16 protein-coding genes are annotated in these 17,667 nt (G+C 44.5%); 8 read left to right on the forward strand and 8 right to left on the reverse strand.

The window, feature by feature from the left end; translation table 11 throughout:
• Both Q1A23_RS13845 and Q1A23_RS13850 read left to right on the forward strand, forming a co-directional pair.
• Window positions 1–597 (forward strand): DUF2975 domain-containing protein, encoded by a 597-nt coding sequence (locus Q1A23_RS13845; protein WP_299824283.1) that lies wholly within the window; start codon window positions 1–3, stop codon window positions 595–597.
• Complete coding sequence (locus tag Q1A23_RS13850; protein WP_299824285.1) at window positions 597–809, forward strand: helix-turn-helix transcriptional regulator; 213 nt, start codon at window positions 597–599, stop codon at window positions 807–809. Before Q1A23_RS13845 ends, Q1A23_RS13850 begins: the two co-directional genes overlap by 1 nt.
• 82 nt (window positions 810–891) lie before the next feature.
• Here Q1A23_RS13850 and Q1A23_RS13855 read toward each other — a convergent pair whose 3' ends face one another.
• The 4 genes from Q1A23_RS13855 to Q1A23_RS13870 form a co-directional block, all read right to left on the reverse strand.
• Window positions 892–1,104, reverse strand: coding sequence for a hypothetical protein (locus Q1A23_RS13855; protein ID WP_299824286.1), 213 nt, complete (start codon window positions 1,102–1,104; stop codon window positions 892–894).
• Between the two features lie 332 nt (window positions 1,105–1,436).
• Complete coding sequence (locus Q1A23_RS13860; RefSeq protein WP_299824287.1) at window positions 1,437–1,949, reverse strand: hypothetical protein; 513 nt, start codon at window positions 1,947–1,949, stop codon at window positions 1,437–1,439.
• 11 nt (window positions 1,950–1,960) lie between these two features.
• Window positions 1,961–3,619, reverse strand: a complete 1,659-nt coding sequence (locus Q1A23_RS13865) for a Zn-dependent hydrolase (RefSeq protein ID WP_299824289.1) — start codon at window positions 3,617–3,619, stop codon at window positions 1,961–1,963.
• A gap of 242 nt (window positions 3,620–3,861) precedes the next feature.
• Window positions 3,862–4,476: a deoxynucleoside kinase gene (locus tag Q1A23_RS13870; RefSeq protein ID WP_299824290.1), complete on the reverse strand. Its 615-nt coding sequence runs from the start codon at window positions 4,474–4,476 to the stop codon at window positions 3,862–3,864.
• A gap of 196 nt (window positions 4,477–4,672) precedes the next feature.
• Here Q1A23_RS13870 and Q1A23_RS13875 point away from each other — a divergent pair, with 196 nt between their 5' ends.
• The gene (locus Q1A23_RS13875; RefSeq protein ID WP_299824292.1) at window positions 4,673–4,849 is read left to right on the forward strand and encodes a hypothetical protein; all 177 of its coding nucleotides are present in this window, start codon (window positions 4,673–4,675) and stop codon (window positions 4,847–4,849) included.
• Window positions 4,850–4,903: 54 nt separating this feature from the next.
• On the opposite strand, the gene Q1A23_RS13880 is transcribed toward Q1A23_RS13875, so the two are convergent.
• Window positions 4,904–5,548, reverse strand: coding sequence for a hypothetical protein (locus tag Q1A23_RS13880; RefSeq protein WP_299824294.1), 645 nt, complete (start codon window positions 5,546–5,548; stop codon window positions 4,904–4,906).
• 265 nt (window positions 5,549–5,813) lie between these two features.
• Between Q1A23_RS13880 and Q1A23_RS13885 the strand changes: the two genes are divergently transcribed.
• From Q1A23_RS13885 to Q1A23_RS13900, 4 genes are all read left to right on the forward strand, one after another.
• A complete protein-coding gene (locus Q1A23_RS13885) occupies window positions 5,814–8,255 on the forward strand; it encodes a GAF domain-containing protein (protein WP_299824296.1) in 2,442 nt (813 codons plus the stop codon).
• A gap of 279 nt (window positions 8,256–8,534) precedes the next feature.
• Entirely contained in the window at window positions 8,535–9,335 is an 801-nt protein-coding gene (locus tag Q1A23_RS13890) for a hypothetical protein (protein WP_299824298.1), read from the forward strand.
• Between the two features lie 140 nt (window positions 9,336–9,475).
• Window positions 9,476–9,697: a CDGSH iron-sulfur domain-containing protein gene (locus tag Q1A23_RS13895; RefSeq protein WP_299824300.1), complete on the forward strand. Its 222-nt coding sequence runs from the start codon at window positions 9,476–9,478 to the stop codon at window positions 9,695–9,697.
• A gap of 11 nt (window positions 9,698–9,708) precedes the next feature.
• The gene (locus Q1A23_RS13900; RefSeq protein WP_299824301.1) at window positions 9,709–10,152 is read left to right on the forward strand and encodes a DUF2007 domain-containing protein; all 444 of its coding nucleotides are present in this window, start codon (window positions 9,709–9,711) and stop codon (window positions 10,150–10,152) included.
• 46 nt (window positions 10,153–10,198) lie between these two features.
• Here Q1A23_RS13900 and Q1A23_RS13905 read toward each other — a convergent pair whose 3' ends face one another.
• From Q1A23_RS13905 to Q1A23_RS13915, 3 genes are all read right to left on the reverse strand, one after another.
• Window positions 10,199–11,536 (reverse strand): RagB/SusD family nutrient uptake outer membrane protein, encoded by a 1,338-nt coding sequence (locus Q1A23_RS13905; protein ID WP_299824303.1) that lies wholly within the window; start codon window positions 11,534–11,536, stop codon window positions 10,199–10,201.
• An 18-nt stretch (window positions 11,537–11,554) separates the two neighbouring features.
• Window positions 11,555–14,521 carry a SusC/RagA family TonB-linked outer membrane protein gene (locus Q1A23_RS13910; protein ID WP_299824305.1) on the reverse strand — a complete coding sequence of 989 codons (2,967 nt, stop codon included), beginning with the start codon at window positions 14,519–14,521 and terminating at the stop codon, window positions 11,555–11,557.
• Between the two features lie 482 nt (window positions 14,522–15,003).
• Entirely contained in the window at window positions 15,004–15,261 is a 258-nt protein-coding gene (locus Q1A23_RS13915; protein ID WP_299824306.1) for an acyl-CoA-binding protein, read from the reverse strand.
• Between the two features lie 157 nt (window positions 15,262–15,418).
• Here Q1A23_RS13915 and Q1A23_RS13920 point away from each other — a divergent pair, with 157 nt between their 5' ends.
• The gene (locus Q1A23_RS13920) at window positions 15,419–17,626 is read left to right on the forward strand and encodes a S9 family peptidase (RefSeq protein ID WP_299824308.1); all 2,208 of its coding nucleotides are present in this window, start codon (window positions 15,419–15,421) and stop codon (window positions 17,624–17,626) included.
• Window positions 17,627–17,667: the final 41 nt, after the last annotated feature.

Here is a 17,667-nt window from a genome sequence, read left to right on the forward strand (position 1 = left end):
ATGAAAAAAAACAAACTCCTAAGCGCTGCACTATCTGTCTGCAATATCTTTAAATTACTGTTCATCATTTTTATTGCGGCATCAACTGTGTTGTTGGTCCATTGGCACTTCTCTCCTGATACTTATAAAGATATAAGCATCACGTTAGATAAAACAAGTAATGCAGTTTACACGATGGCAGATGATTATGCTGTAGAAAACTCGAGTGATACCGACAAAAGAATTCACGCAAAAAACAGAGAGGCTATCAGGATTACTGATTTAAACCACCAGTCTCTCTATGTGTTTTACCTGCAGTCGGTGGGCCTGTTGGTTTTTTGGTTACTGATCATACAAGAGATAAAGAGTATCATCAAATCTGTTAAGGGTTTAGAAACTTTCAGGAGTAGCAACAGCAAGGCCTTTCGAAAAATTGGCAAGTATTGTTTAGGGATTGCTTTACTCTCTGCTTTTAAATGGATAGGCTTGGAAGGGCATTCCTTTTTTGGCCTTTACTTCCAATTTATGCCGCTTGCTTTTGCAATGGCCGCCTTTATACTTGCTGAAGTGTTCGAGGAGGGAAATAAACTATATGAAGCTGAGCAACTGACTATATAATGGCAATAATTGTGAACATGGACGTAATGCTGGCACGCCGAAAAATGTCACTCTCAGAACTGGCTGAAAAAGTTGGGCTTACCTTATCTAATCTTTCCATCTTAAAGACCGGTAAAGCAAAAGCAATCAGGTTTTCCACTTTAGAGGCTATATGCAAAGCTTTGGATTGCCAGCCGGGGGATATTCTGGAGTATCAGCCGGCGCAAAGCTGATCTGTGTTAACCTGCAACCAAAAACAAAAAGGCAAACAGTATTTATTCCATTTGCCTTTTTAACATGTATGCTCTTTGCATACTAGTACGTCGATATCCATTTGCTTTTAGATTGGTACAACATAGGCCTGCTGCGCTTGTGAGATTCCTGTTCCGAATTATAGTATGCCTGGTACTCTTCTTCGCTCATTTCCTCACGTAGTGCTATATGAAATCTAGCTAATTCTGGGTAAAGTTTGTTTCGCTCCTGCCGCTCCTCAGGACTGTTTCTGTTAAATTCAAAAAAGCTTTTCATGGTTTATTTTAAGTATTAAACAATTGATTTTCAACTAACACAGCAAAAGTATCTTACTAACAACCACAACTTTTTGTTTAATTTTTTTTCGGAGAGCATCCTATACCCGATTGTTCAGAAAGTTTTAACTAAATAAAAAACCGGCTGCACCAAAATGATGCAGCCGGTTTGCTAATAATTCCGATATCTTCTGTTATACCTGCTAATTTCAGGCAGCTTTATTGATCCTGGGTTGCTGCGCCAGCTACCACCTCAACTATATACTTTCGAAAAAAGCGAATGGCAATAACTATAAATAGAGCAATATGGATTTGCTTAAACAGGCATTGACATTACCTCATAATTTGCAGAAAAACAGGTATAAATACAGCAATTAATATGGTCGTCTGACTATCAGTTAAGGCTTTAAAGTATAACCCAGTACCTACCAATACAACCTTAGTAAGCTCGGAAACTCCATCTGCTACCGCAATTTGGCCTTTGCCAAAGCTGAAGCCTGGTTGCTTGAAGGTAACAATACGTTGCCCGGTTCCATCTGTCATTGCCTGCTCCTGAGAGAAACTTTTACTTTGTATCACATATCTCTCTCCGGAAACCATATCTATGCGTGTTTTCCCAAAAGTTGATGTGGTGCCATGCCCTATTACTTCCCCGTTGTAATGTATAGTAACCTCCTGCTCAAACCAGCCTTTGCTGCTAAACATAAGCTTGTTTTCTCCCAGGCTATAAACTGCATTGTAACTTGACCAGCCATCAAACACTAGTTTGCCGGCATGTCCTGCAGCAGCGTTAACTACATAGTTACGTCCTGAAAATCCTTCCTGCTTCCAGTTAAATTCCTCCATCAAGTTAAGTATTACTTCAATCCTAACACCTCGGTGCCCTGCTCAAAAACGACATCAACAGGTATACTTGCTTTGCTAAGGCGGTCAAGGTCAGCTTGTAATTTCGCATCTACCAATCCTTGCTTATCCAGCAGGTTTCCTACACCGGCATAGTCGCCGTTGCCTTGCAAGGTCAGGATAGTTTCTGACAGCTTGTTCATGGCTTCGCGCATTTTGGTGTAGTTCACTTTATACTTACCAGTTTGCTCGTCGCGCTCAAAAGCACCATTTTCTTTAAAAAAGTTAAAGCGCACCATGTTGGCCTTACCGTGTGCACTTGCCGCACCAAAACGCACCGAACGGAAAATACCTGCCAGGAAAGTAGTATAATAATCTTCCAGGTTGCCTTCTACTTCGCCTTTCTCGTGCAACTGCGTAATCATGTACAAGCCAAGAATATCTGCTTTACCTTCTTCCAGGGCAGATGCATGCTCTTTCAGGGCTTCGCGTACTGTTCCTTTACTATTGATGGTGTTCTTGATTCCCAAACCGTGCGCAACCTCGTGGAACATCGTGTTGGCAAAAAAGGCGTCAAAGGTTACATGCTTCTGCTGGTCATCTGCAATTAACTCGTCGGCAATAGGCACCATAATTTTATCAAACTTGGCACGCATGGCGTTCTTAAGCTGTAGCCGGCGGGTGCCTTTCTTTAACTGCACCTCCTCATCGTTAGGCAGGTTAATGGCAATGGTTTTGCTGCCTGCGTTGCTGTCGCCGGCGTAGTATACTACATCATAGGCATTCAGGTCAGAGTCTGTGCCGGGAGTTTCAGCTTTATACTTTGCAGGTACCGGAAGCCCACGCTGTAGCTCAGGCAGAAAAGCCGCATACTTAGCTAAACGCTCACTCCACTCCATGTCTTTTACCAATACGTAGGCCTCATGTGCTGCTTTGTAGCCAAACAACTTGTCTTCATAAGTCTCTATCGGGCCAATCACCACATCAAGCTTGTTTGTTTTCATATCCATCCAGGCAAGGTCACTTGGCTGGTAATTGTCTGTCAGCATAGCTTCTGCACGCAGGTTCAGGTACTTTTTAAGCCCAGCATCGTCGGCAAGGGCAGCAGCCTGCTTCAGCAAATCCGATACGCGCTTTACCTGGTCTTTAAACTGCACGTGGTAAGGCACCGTTATCAATTTGCCATTTGAATCGCGGCGTAAAAAAGTATACTGGCTTGTTTTGTCTTTTAAATCGGCCTGCTCAAATTCTTCTTTGGTCATGTTGGCAGGGTAAAAGTTGGCTGCATCCGGCTTTGCTCCTACGCCTGGCACAAACGGCTCGTTATTGTTAAGCCTATCCCAGGGGCCATAGTTTATCTGCACAAAGCGCTTCATAGCTTCATCATTTAAAGCGTTCATCAGGGAGTCTCTGCTGCCGTAAGCTTCGTACCAGAACAGCTCGTTCATAATATCCCCGGCTTCAATCAGCAACGGGATCATTTTGCGCTCATTCTCGCTCAGGCTGCTCAGGTCAGAGGTCAAGCGTACGGTAGTATACATATCCAGTTTCTGCTTTATACTATCATTGGCCTCAACTGCTGTTGCTGCATTTTCGCCTTCGGTTGTTTTACTTGTACAGCCGAATGTTGCCGCAGTAAGCGCCGATGCTAAAAGTATGTGCTTTGGTTTCATTATAGTTTTATATGTTAGTTTAAGGTATGAATATAGTGATTTTTGATTAGGACTGAAACAGGGTAGTGTGGTTACTAAACCGTGTATACGTTATACTTGGCGGTAGCTTATACTTTCCTGCTGTTAATAGCTTTACCTTTTTGGTTGATTATTCGGGTTATAATTTACTTTAGCAAAGGCAAAAAAGAAGGGGCAATGCTTTTTAAACATTGCCCCTTCTTTTGAAATATGAACTGCTAGGACTAAAACAGGCCGAAAAGCTCTGCTTGTACCTTTTCTATTATGGTGCCTAAATCTTCTGGGTTAGCCACGAAGTCAAGGTTGTTTACGTCTATCACCAACAGTTTGCCTTGGTCATAGTTACCCATCCAGGTATTGTAATGCTCGTTCAGGTTGCGCAGGTAGTTAATGCTGATGCTGCTTTCGTAATCGCGGTTGCGCTTTTCTATTTGCCCAATCAGTTTAGGTAAGTCTGCCTTCAGGTAAATCATCAAATCAGGGGCCTTTACCATCGTGATCATCGACTGGAACAGCGCAAGGTAATTGTCGTAGTCGCGTGTAGTCATAAGCCCGGACTGGTGCAGGTTTTTAGCAAAGATGTGCGCATCCTCGTAAATAGTGCGGTCTTGTATAACGCTGCTTCCGTTCGATTTTATTTGTTGCACCTGGTTAAAGCGGCTGTTCAGGAAAAACACCTGTAAGTGGAAAGACCACCGCTCCATATCTTCATAAAAGTCTTTCAGGTAGGGGTTGTTTTCAACCGCCTCTAAGTATAAATCCCACTTAAAGTGTTGCGACAGCTTGGTGGCAAGGGTTGTTTTGCCAGCGCCAATGTTGCCTACAATTGCAATGTGCATGATAATCTGAGGTTTTAAGTAAAAGCCGGTTACAAAAGTAGGGCTTTTTGCTTAGAAGCAGTCCGCCGTTTCCAGATAAATACCCACAGGTTATCCACATTAAAAAATGTACAATTTGGCAGCACCATTACACCTTTTGATTAACCAACCAGGGGGCAAGCCGTAAGCTATAGTACAAACTTAACGGAAACAAGCTATGACAAAAGGACACAACCAGGAACGAAGCAAGCAGACGAATCCGCAGGCTAAAAATAAAAACGACGAGAAAGAAAACCGCAGCCTAAGCGACCAGCAGCAAAACAAGAGCCCTAACCAGGGGCGCAGCCAGGGCAAAAACCCATCTGGTGGCACAAAAGGCAAAAACGCTATTTAAACGAAGAGCCCCGGCAAGTATAAACTGCCGGGGCTCTTCGTTTAAAATCTATTCTTAGCGTCGTTCTTCCCGCATTTCCTGGTACCTATCCTTAGCCTCACGGCTCTTTTTAAGTGTGGCAAACTCTACCTGCAAAGCAGCAATTTTAATTTTATCGCTGTTGTTAAGCTTATCCAGCACTTCTGTTTTACGGGTATACAATTCGCCAACCACAAACTCTGCATACTCCCAATCGCGCAAGTCCCAGCTTCGGCGGTGTTCACGCGTAACATCCAGGGCAAGTATAAAGGCATCGCGCAGGTGAGCGGGTTTTATACTTGCAATGCGGGTGGTGCCTGTCATGGTTTTTTCCCAATGCTCCAGCTCATTTCTTTCCAGGCTTACTGCTTGGCGGGTTTCATTACGTTCTTCCCACGCTTTATAATCAGACTTAAGCTCGCTGTATTCTTCCCTAGATTTAGAAGACATTTTGCGGGTATTTTGGTCTAAAGAGTATGTAAGTTCACGGTACTCTTTTTTTACGGTGGGCCACTCCTGCCGTATGGTGCTGTCGGCAAGGCCGGCTTTGGTTTGCATCCAGCTTCTGAAAGCGGCAAGGTCTTTCTCTAACTGCGACTGTGTTTGCGCCTGTGCCCCAAAAGAAAAGCCTACAAAGGCAATTGCCAGAACGCATTTTGTAACTGTACTTTTATTAATCATAGTCTAATCTGTATTGGTATCTGTATAACTATCCTTTACAGTAAATATTATGCCAAAAGTATATTTGCTGAGGATCGTAAACAAATGTTGCTTGATAAATCAAGCTCGAAACGCCATAGCAAAGTATAACAAGAGCTTAACTTTAATTGCACTATCTTTTAATTAAAACTTACGTTTATACTCATAAGCAACAATCAGCGCTTAAAATATATAATATTAGGTAGGGCAGCTGTACACCCTTAACCTGCACATTTTACCTAACCCTATGAGCAAACACCACAAAGGCAGCTTTCACGAAACAGTTGTTTCTATCACTAACAACGACGATATTTTGCTAAGTGTAGATGAATTTCCGTTCAATTCTGCCTTAAGTTTATCGCCGCTTATTGCCTATTGGGAAGATAAATTAAAAAACGACCCCAGTTGTAACACCGCCAGGATAAGTGAGTTGGCAGGATTACTGCGCCAGAAAACTGATCTTATCTCTCCTATTCATGATGTATCGATAATAGACAAGCATATTGATACGGTTGATATCCTGATGGAGGATATTTTTGCCGGTGCCCTTTGGGAAAACGACCTGAAAGCTGTAGTAGCCCCTTTCCACTTTGAGAGCTTTTACGCTACCCCTAAATTGGAGGAGCTAAAGTTACTCGGCGGCGACAATTATTCCGAAAAGCTGAACGTTGACAAAAAGACGTTGCTTTTCAGGCTAACCTTATCGGCTTATACTATTATTTTAGATAAGTTTTACAACGCCAACTTTTACATAGACGAGCCTTTCATTTTCACAATCAAAGACAAGTTCACAAACCTTGACCGGCACTACAAACTAAGTATAGACCTTAAGTTTATGGAGGTGAAGGCCAAAGGAGAAGTTAAGAAGCTGAAGGCGCAGGAAATTAACTTTTTGATTAACCGCTACAACGACCTGGATTTGTGGATGCAAAAGATACCGCCTGAAAATTTCGTTTTCTCCGGTTTTTCCATCTACAATTTTACGGATGTAACCATCGAAGAGACCATATCTGCCTTGCGTTACGACCTCCTGGACCGCGACTCAGTTTCGACTAGCGAAGGCTTTGAAGACTTACAGCAGAAGCTGCGGGTGCTTTTCGGTTTGCCTGGCATCAAGCTTGGCTTCTCGTCGTGCCCTGCCCTGCAGGAGTTCGACACTACGTATGCCCGCAAAATATGGAACGGCCTTATACTATCGCAGGACTCTGACATAAAACTGGCCGACCTGCAAGGCTCTGTTTACGAACCGGTGATCAAGAAGGGGCACACGATTGTGGTGGAGGACCTGAACGTGTTCCCGAACCCTACCAAAATTGAAGAGCAGCTGCTGGAGTCTGGAATCCGAAACCTTATTATAGCTCCTCTGGAGTACGAAGGACGCATTATCGGCCTCATGGAACTTGCCTCGCCTATACCCGGCGAGCTTAATGCACTTTCTACTATCAGGCTGAAGGAAATATTGCCGATTTTTGCCCTGTCTATGAACCGTGGCCTGGAAGAGCTCCGCAGCAGCATCCAAAACATTATAAAGGAAAAGTATACCGCCATACACCCTATAGTAGAGTGGCGCTTTACACAGGCTGCCATAAACTTACTGGAAAAAATGGAGCGCAACGCCAGCTCAGAAATAGAGCCCATCGTTTTCCGTGACATCTACCCGATTTACGGCTCATCGGACATACGCGGCTCTGCCATAGAGCGAAATAAAGCGATACAAGGTGATTTGCTTGAGCAACTGGTGTTGGCCAAAGAAATTGTTCTTGCGGCAAAAGACAACCTGCCTCTTACCATACTTGATGAGTTTATCTTTAAGATAGACAAAATGTCGCAGAACATAGTGCAGGAGCTTGCCTCTGACGACGAGGGTGCCATACTTAGTTTCCTAAGAAATGAGATTGAGCCTTTGTTCGACTATTTTGCCAAGCAGAACGCTGGTGCGCTTAAAGCCATACAAGTATACCGCTCTGCCATAAACAACCCTTACAAGGTAGTGTACAACAAGCGCCGCGCCTACGAAGAGAGTATGTTTATGATAAATGAGACAATCGCTACTTTCCTGGAAAGGGAAGAGGAAAAGGCACAGCAGATTTTCCCGCATTACTTTGAGAAAAACAAGACAGATGGCCTCGAATACAATATTTATATTGGTGCATCGCTGCTTAACAACGGTAACTTTCAACCTATCTACTTAAAAAACATGCGCCTGTGGCAGCTTATGCTTACCTGCGAAGTGGCGAGGCGCATCCATAAACTGCGGGCAAACCTAAAGTTGCCTTTAGAGATTACGCAGCTCATACTGGTGCACAACGACCCGATTTCGATCAGGTTCAGGCTTGATGAGAAGAAGTTTGACGTGGATGGCGCCAATAACATCCGCTACGAGATCATCAAAAAGCGCATAGACAAAGCAACTATACGCGGCACAGAAGAACGCTTAACCCAGCCAAACAAGATAGCCATTGTTTACTCGCAGCAAAAAGAGATAGAAGAGTATGAAAGGTATATTGAGTTTCTGCAATCGGAGGGATACATAAGCAAGCACATTGAACGCCTGGAACTGGAAGAGATGCAGGGAGTGCAAGGTATGAAAGCTTTACGGGTAGAAGTAAATTACAAGGAGCACCTGCGCCATAATATAGATGCTGGAGATGAATTGCTTAATATCGCACAAAATGCTAGTTTGAATTAGCTTAATCACAGGCTAAATAAATATGTATAATCCTATATTACTGCTTTTTTTAAAGTTTTTTTAAATTAATTACGGCTCTTCATATCCACACAAACCTAACTAACTATCAACAACTTACATACAATTTTAAACTCTAACAAGAGGCCCTGAAAGTCCCCTCCAGAATATTTTATCTACTAAAGTGCAATTATTTTTGAGCTTCCTCCGTTTTCAATGCAACCTACCGGCAGCAGGTGCCGTAGTAGGACGTTTTTTTTCAACTTTTCAACTTTTAGCCAAATGAAATTGAAAAACAGATTTTTACCTGCCATGCTTCTTTTTGGTGTGGTAGCGCTAAGCTCTTGTGAAAAGAGTGATCAGGACAGAGTAACGCCGGAAATTGAGCAAGGTACTATTTCACAGATTTTAGCCGACTCATCAAAAGTTACTTCTTTTAATTATGCAGGCCAGACGGTAACGCAGATTAACCATTACGAAAAAGAGAGCGGTAACCTGGAGAGCTTCGAGAAGTTTGAGCGTGACTCTAAAGGCAAATTAACCAAAGCCTCTACACACAACGGTAGCAACCACGCTTTGCTGTCGGAGCAGGTTTACACTTACTCTGTTAAGGGTACCCTCGAGAAAACAACTTCAACTTACTTTAACAACGGTAAAGAAGAGTACAGCACTTACGCATCCTACGATTACACCCCGGAGCAAAACCTGGAGAAAAAGACAGTATACGAAGGCACAGGCGATAAAGCCAAAGCAAAATCTTATACTGTTTATGAGGTACTGCCAAATGGCAACTATACTCAGGAGGAATTATATGTGATTGATGACAAAGGCCAAGCCAAGCTTTTCTCTACAACCACTTTTTCTTACGACTCTAACCAAAACCCTTTCTACGAGTTTGCTGAGCCAGGTATTGCCAGCAGCCCAAACAACCTGATTGCCGCAAGCACAGTTGTACATGGCACTAAGAAGAATTACAAGTATGCTTACTCGTATACTTATGACGAAGCTGGTAAGCCAGTTACCCAAACAGTTGTAAAGCCAAACGGTAACCGCGAAACTTACAGCTACGTGTACGGTAAGTAAGCTGCCAAAGCCTATATTAGTTTAAGCAGCCCCCGGAGAAATCCGGGGGCTGCTTTTTTGTGTCCGGCTGCCATTAAAACTAGCATGAAAACCATACTTAAAATTCATTATATTTGTCTATACTTAAATTTGAATTACAAATGGCAAAAACAAGACTTACAGTAAACAACAATGGCTCTTTGCGTGTAGAGGGAGAGTTTGAGATAGTAGATAAGAATGGAAACGTGTACGGACTGGGCGGAAGAGAACTTGTATCTATCTGCCGTTGCGGCCTGTCTAAAAACAAGCCTTTTTGCGATGGCTCTCATAAAGGGCACTTTGAGCACGAAGCTGAAGCATTTGATTTGCCTCCAAAGAAATAACAACTAAAAGTATGGCTGAGCGCCTGATTACTATTGCCACTTTTAATGATGTAACGGAGGCCCACATATTAAAAGGCCGCCTGGAGGCAGAAGGTATACTTTGCTTTTTAGGCGACGAGAATATTGTGGGCGTGCAGCCTTTTTACGCTACGGCTGTTGGAGGCGTAAAGCTTAAAGTACCCGAAACCGAGGTGATGGAGGCGAAAGCCATACTTGCGCGCATTCAGGAAGGCAGCACGCTTTTCGATTACGACAGCATTGAACTGGCACCGCCCATGCAGGAGCAAACAGTAGAGATTACTTGCCCTAAATGCGGTTCTGACAATGTGGAGCAGCAAGTATTTAACAAAACTGTGTTCTCTATCAGTTACCTGTTCCTGGGTTTCCCGGTGCCTTTTTTAAACCGTAAAAAATTTGTTTGCCACGAATGCGGCAACACCTGGAAAACCAACTAAAAAGGCAGGCTTTAAAGCCTGCCTTTTTAGTTGGTTTTAAAAGTGCTTAAACTCCTATTTCGTTAAAAGGAAGCGGGAAACTCGTCCATACATCATCATTTGCCCTGTCTATTGGCAGTTCATCCAGGCGGTCGTAACGGCGCATATCTACCCAACGGTGCCCCTCAAAGTATAAAGAGTAACGTCTCTGGTACAGCATTTCATCCAGCATGGCTTCCTGATTTAGCGGACCTGTATAAGGCTGCAGCCCATGCCCTGTTCGGATGATGTCCAGCGCGTCTTTCGCATCACCAAAGGCTCCTGTCTGTATTTTAGCCTCGGCATAAATCAGTATAAGTTCTTCGTTCCGGATAAGCGGTACTGGGTCCACATTTGATTCATACAAGGCCACATCATACTGGCTTGTCAGGCTGCTTTGTGTAGCAGGGGCATCACGCAGGGCTACCTTGGAAAGTCGGTCATCGCCTGGTGTTGCGTCTGCTACAAAGCTTGGATGCGCCAAACGCACATCGCCGGTTGCGTTACGGGCAAAGTATAGCGGATTTAACTGGTCTCCGGGTGCCGTGCTGAACACATAGTATACTCCTTTATCAAAATTAGTGGTTAGCTCCAGAAATGAACCCTCCAGTAAAGTTAAGGCCTCTGCATAATTGCCTCTGTATACTGCTACCCTGGCGGCAAGTGCCCGGTTAAACTCCAGAAACGTTTCGGGTGTATCAAATCCTGTAAAACCTTCTGATAAAGAAAAAGCAAACGCAACTTCCGGGCTTTGCAAATGTGCCTGGGCTTCATTGAGTAAACCGGCAATGGCTGCCAGTTGTGCCGGCACATCTTCCACCAGCGGGCCTAAGTTGTTTATGTCATCCACTTCAATCCGGATGCCGCTAGTATTCATCAAAGTAGAATTCATGAGCAACTGATGCGCTTTGATTGTTTTTGCAAAACCAAGGTAGCCTTGCTTCTGGGCATCTGTAATCAAAGTTGTGTTTTCTACCGCACCTATAATTGTATTGGTGTTTTTTACTACTCTATACCTGGCAGACCACGGGTTAGTAGTATAAAATGTGTTATTGTCCAAGACAGCACTTCCGGCACCGAGTAAATCTGATGTAAAGCGTGGCTCAGATCCTGAAAAGCGGTAATGCTCACGGCCTACCACCCCTACGTTGTCATAATAGGTTCCCAAAACGCTACGCATGCCTGATTCTGTGCCCACCACTAAGTTGTTCAGGTCGTCTACTGTTGCATTTAACAGCACCGATTCAATTGTTGGGTTGTTCGGATCCGGAATGTCATCCACCTCACATGCTGGCAGCGCAAAGGCTAGCAAGGCAAATGCTAAAGTGCCTTTTATATAATTGTGTATACTTATATACTTTTTCATGTTTTCTTTCCTTTAGAGTTAAAAGCCGATTGCAAAATGGAAGAACATCCTTCTGGAAGGGGGAAAAGGCGTTACATCCACGCCTGTTGACAGGCCGTTGCTGCCAAAGTTGGAAACCTCCGGATCGTAGCCTTCATAATCGGTGATGGTAAACAGGTTGTTGGCCGATACTCCAACCCTAAGGTTGCGTACCACCGTTCCGAACACGCGTTGCAGCGTTGTTACAGGCAAGTTATAGTATAACCCAACCTCGCGCAGACGCAGGTAAGATGCCTCCTGCACAAAGGGCGCTGCACTAACCCCTAAAGCGGCTACCCGCTCCTCAGCATTCGGTATACCATCTCCATCATCGTCATCGTCATAATCCGGAGACGTGCCGCCCAGGTCTGTGAGCAACTGCGTCAGGTTTATATTTTCGCCGCCCTTTTTCCAATGCAACAGAAACGAGAAAGTGAGGTTTTGCTTGAACGTGAAGAAGTTATGAAAATTCATCTGGAAATCCGGGGCTGCATCGCCTAGTTTCACCACACCAGCATCTCCGCTTATACCTTTTATTTGTGTTACAGATTCTCCTTCTTCTATAAAGAAAGTGCCAAGCGTATTGCCAAATCCACCTAGCGGAAAGGCCGGCACGTCCAGCTCTTTCATTTCGGAGCGGTTAAGCCAGTAGTTTGTCCTGGTGTCCCATTTAAAATTAGGGGATTCCAGGGGTGTTGCACTTACGGCCAACTCTAGTCCCCTGTTCTGCAGCTCGCCGCCATTTACAAAGCGTGTGGTAAAGCCCGAGGATGCAGGAACTGACTGAACCAGTATCAGGTCTGACACAGTTTTGTCGTATACGGTACCTTCAAATACAACTTTGCCGTTAAGTATACTCAGATCCAGCCCGGCTTCCAGCTCTTTCTGGCGTTCTTGCTTAATATCCTCGTTACCACGCTGTATAGCATTTATAAGGCCAGGCGCCCCGCCAATGTTAAACGGAACAAGCGAAGTATACTTAGCCCCGAATACCGGGAAACCACCAGCCTGCCCATAGGCAACTCTGAGTTTCACCATGTTAAAGGTTTCGTTTGTCCAGAAGTCGAAGTTCGCCAGGTTTACCGCCAGCGAGAATTTTGGGAATGCCTGGAATTCGTTTGCATCGGCGTTGTTAGAAGACTTGTCCAGGCGTAGCCCTGCTGTGGCCAGTATCTGGTCTTTGTAGTTAAGCTCCTCCTGAAAAAACAGTCCTTTGTTACGCTCTTTGATGATAGTTTGGTCCACGTCCACGGCACCAGCCTGGTCCAGGTTTGTTTGGCTGCCAATAAGCTGCGTAGCCACATTCAGGGTTTGGTCCTGGTTAAAATTTTCGCGGGTTGCACCCAGCGTTGTAGTAAAAGTTACGGTTTTATCTGCTAAGTATAAACTGTTTACCAGGAAAGCCGCAAAGTTGGTGTTCAGGTTAAAGTTATTGCCCTGTATAGACGCGCCCCCTGTACCGTTACCATTGGCCTGGAATTGCAACAGCCTTGGGAATAGCGCATTTGTTTTAAGGTTATAAAAGTCGAGGCCAGAACGGAGAGTTAACCTGGTTGATGACAAAGATGTTTCGTACAGATGCCCGTTGATGGTAATGCCGCCTATAAACCTGTTTGTACTTTCATTGTTCCGGATCAGATCGCGGGTCTGCAGAAAGTTAGATGATGCGAAAGGGTTGTTCGGGTAAAGGCCATTCTCATCCGGGAAAAGGTTTACAAAACTAGGCGTAGAAGACAAGGCCACACCAAACGACACACCCGCATTATCGTTGTTTGTTAACCCTCTGTCTGTTGAGGAGTTTATGTAATTGGAACTTAGGCTAAAGTCAAACATTTTAGATATAGTGTGGTCGAGGTTGAAACGCAAAGACTTTTTTTCGTAGCCCGTGCGCTTTATAATTCCCTCCTCATCCTGCACCAGGCCACCTACATAAAAGCGTGTTCTGTCGTTTCCGCCACTTACATTCAGGCGGGTATTGTAAAGCATGCCGGTGTTGCCGAAAAGCTCTTCTTCGTAGTCAAACAACTGGCCCTGGTTTTGTGCGTTTAAAAACAAAGGCACAGCCGCATCTCCAAAAGATGCTCTCACGCGATCTTCGGTAAGTGTGCGCTGCCCCAGCAAATTAGACACCTTTGTAAATCCGATGTCCTGCGAAAGGTTTATTTCTGTTTTGCCCATCGCACCGCGCTTAGTTGTGATCACTACTACACCAGCTGCCGCCAACGAGCCATAAATAGCCGCAGCCGAGGCACCTTTCAAGAACTCAATATTTTCAATATCGTCGGGGTTTAGATCCGCAATACGGTTAGACGGGTTATCCTGTGTAGAAGAGTTGCCGCCCCCGCCAGCAGCCGTTACAGCATTTAAACCTCCCGATATAGAAGAGTTATCCATTATAACACCATCAATTACATACAGCGGCTCGGCCTCTCCGAAAATGGAAGTCACTCCCCTTAGTTTAACAGATATACCACCACCCGGAGCACCAGAACTTGATACCACATTTGCTCCTACAACTTTGCCGCTTATAGCCGCATCAAGTGTTTGCGGGTTGGTGGTGCCTACAAGTTCTTTTGTGTTGAGTGCCGCCACAGCGTTGGCTGCATTTGAGCGCTTTACTGTTGTTGCTAAGCCTGTTACCACAACCTCCTGCAGGTTAGTGGTGCGCTCCTGTAGCTTTACATCGATGTTGGTTGTGGCCGAGGTTACATCTACAACCTGCGTTACGTAGCCTAAATAAGAGAACTGTAACCGCCCGGTACTGCCAGGCAATTGAATAGAATATCGGCCTGCGGCATCAGTTGTAGCGCCTGTTGTGGTGCCCAGAACCACCACGCTAACTCCTGGAAGCGTACTGCCAGACCCTGCATCTGTTACAGTACCAGTTACTGAGGTTTGCCCATATAAGGCAAAGGGCACCATCAGGAAAAACAGGATGAGCACCCTTAGGGGGTAGACTTTCTTCATAGCTATATAGATAAAGTAATAAATACAGAACAGGAGCAGCCAACATCTAAAAGTTAAACCACAGTCTATATACGGGCTATTTAATTATAAGTATATGAAGTTTATTTATAGTTATAACAAGTATAATAATTCCTAAATTAATGTTTATACATAGATATATACAATATTCAACCAAACTTACCTAGCTTGAGTAGCTCTTATATGTTTACCTGATATAAAACCGAGTTCGCCTGACATGCTTAAAACCTACAAAGGCTAGTACAAGTAACTTACAAGATCTTAGCTGGCTGTTCTCTGATGAGCCAAGTATAAAGTATAGGAGAAGCGCAACTGAAGCACAAAAAAAACAGCTTCTCTCTCGGGAAGCTGTTCTCAGTAATTAGTTTACTTTTATCGGCAGGTGCACCACCTGGATCTAAAGGCACATGCTCTTGCTGCCAAGCAGCATACTTAAATTGGGCCCTCCAGTAAATATAAATTGATTAATTGCCGGCTAGCTTGTTTACCAACGCTACATACTCAGCGCGTGCCTCCTCGCTGCTTTTGCCTTGCAGGCCTTTCCATGCATCCCACTTCGCAATGTTCTTAAAATCAAAACCACCAGGGCGGTCTGTGTTCACGTCTCCTTCTGTTGCCTGCTTAAACAAAGCGTACAACTTCAGCAATACATCGTTGGATGGGCGTTCAGTTAAAGTTTTTGATCTTTCTACTGCACTTTCAAATTCTTCTTGCGTAGCCATAGTTTAGGTTTAGGTGTATATAAAATTCAAGATAAATAAAATTACGCTGCATGCATAACTTTGTGTTTCATTTTTTATTTCCTTGCCAGAATTTACGCTTATCGCCTTCGAATAACTATATTGTAAAGCTTACTAACCTTCTAGCTCATAAAACAATATGAAAAAACAATTAAGTGTTGTTTCAGCGGCGGTACTCTTTGCTGCTGCTCCAATTGGCTTGCTTAGCAGTTGCTCCTCAAGCAGTACCGCTACTTCAAGCACCGAAACCACCGAACAGGCAACTACTGCACAGGCAGCAGAAACCGCTGCAGCACCTACCCCGCAGCCGCCAAAGGCTAAAAAAATACCAAAAGAGCTTACGCAGCATGGCGACACCCGCATTGACAACTACTATTGGCTTAATGAGCGCGAGAACCCGGAGGTAATTTCTTACCTGGAAGCAGAGAATGCCTACACGCAGCAAATGCTGTCGCATACGGAAGAACTGCAGAACAAACTTTATGAAGAAATAGTAGGGCGCATACAGCAGAAAGATGAATCCGTGCCATTTAAAGATAATGGCTACTGGTACTACACCCGCTACGAAGAAGGTAAAGAATATCCGATTTTCTCGCGTAAAAAAGGGGCTTTAACTGCTGCCGAAGAGGTAATGGTTAATGCCAACGACCGCGCGAAAGGCCACAGTTACTATGCTGCCGTTGGCATGAATGTAAGCCCTAATAACCGGTTGCTTGCTTTTGGCGAAGATACTGTGAGCCGACGCAAGTATACTATCCGGTTTAAAGATTTAAGCACAGGGCAACTACTTCCGGACCGTATACCAAACACTACCGGAGGCGCCGTTTGGGCCAACGATAATAAAACAGTTTTCTACTCTGTAAAGGACCCATCGCTGCGCTCTTATAAAATATTTAAACATACTATTGGCACACCCGCCACCCAAGACAAGGAAGTATACCATGAGGCCGATGAAACCTTCAGTACTTTCATTTATAAAACCAAGTCTGATAAATACCTGATCATTGGCTCAGGCAGCACCCTTTCTAATGAGTACCGTTACCTGGATGCCAGCACCCCTAACGGCACGTTTAAAGTAATACAACCCCGAGAGCGAGGGCTGGAGTATAGCGTTGACCATTTTGGAGACAAATTCTACATCGTAACAAACAAAGACGGCGCCACCAACTTTAAACTGATGCAGACACCGGTAACTAAAACCGGTAAGGCCAATTGGAAAGATGTGATCCCGCACCGCGAGGATGTACTGCTGGAGGGGATTGAGATTTTTAAAGATTACCTGACGCTACAGGAGCGCAAAAATGGCCTTACGCAGATCAGAATTAAGAAATGGAACGACCCTAAAGCAGATTATTACATTGATTTTGGCGAGGAGGCTTATACGGCCTACATTAGCGTAAACCCTGATTTTGATAGCGACATATTGCGTTACGAGTACAGTTCGCTTACAACGCCAAGCTCTACCTACGACTACAACATGCAAACAAAGCAAAAAGAGTTGAAGAAGCGCCAGGAGGTAGTAGGTGATTTTAACCCGGATAATTATGAGGCCAAGCGAATTTATGCCACAGCAGATGATGGCACAAAAATTCCGATCTCACTTGTATATCGCAAAGGTATAAAACTGGATGGCTCTAACCCGCTGTTACAGTACGCTTACGGCTCTTACGGCTCCAGCACTAACCCTGGCTTTAGCTCGGTGCGCCTTAGCCTATTAGACAGAGGCTTTGTATACGCCATTGCGCACATACGCGGTGGCCAGGAAATGGGCAGGAAGTGGTATGAGGAGGGCAAGATGCTGAAAAAGAAAAATACATTTACCGATTTTATTGATGCCTCTGAATTCCTGATAGAGCAAAAGTATACCAGTCCCGAAAAGCTGTTTGCACAGGGTGGCAGCGCCGGAGGTTTGTTGATGGGTGCGGTGGTGAACATGCGGCCAGACTTGTACAAAGGTGTAATTGCGGCTGTACCGTTTGTAGATGTAGTTACCACCATGCTGGACACAAGTATACCACTTACCACCGGTGAGTTTGATGAGTGGGGAAATCCGGCTCAAAAAGAATATTATGATTACATGTTGTCTTACTCACCTTACGATAATGTCAAGGCACAGGATTATCCGCACTTGCTTGTTACTACCGGCCTCCACGACTCACAAGTGCAGTATTGGGAGCCTGCCAAATGGGTAGCAAAACTCCGTGACATCAAAACTGATAACAACATGATTTTACTGCATACCAACATGGAAGCTGGCCACGGCGGCGCATCAGGGCGCTTCCAACGCTACAAAGAGACAGCGCTGCAATACGCCTTCCTGCTTAATCTTGTGAATCAGAACCAGTAAACTGGTTTTTATGACCAAGTATAAAAGAGGCCGCTGCTTTA

The sequence above is a fragment of the uncultured Pontibacter sp. genome (assembly GCF_947492645.1).
Classification (GTDB): Bacteria; Bacteroidota; Bacteroidia; order Cytophagales; family Hymenobacteraceae; genus Pontibacter.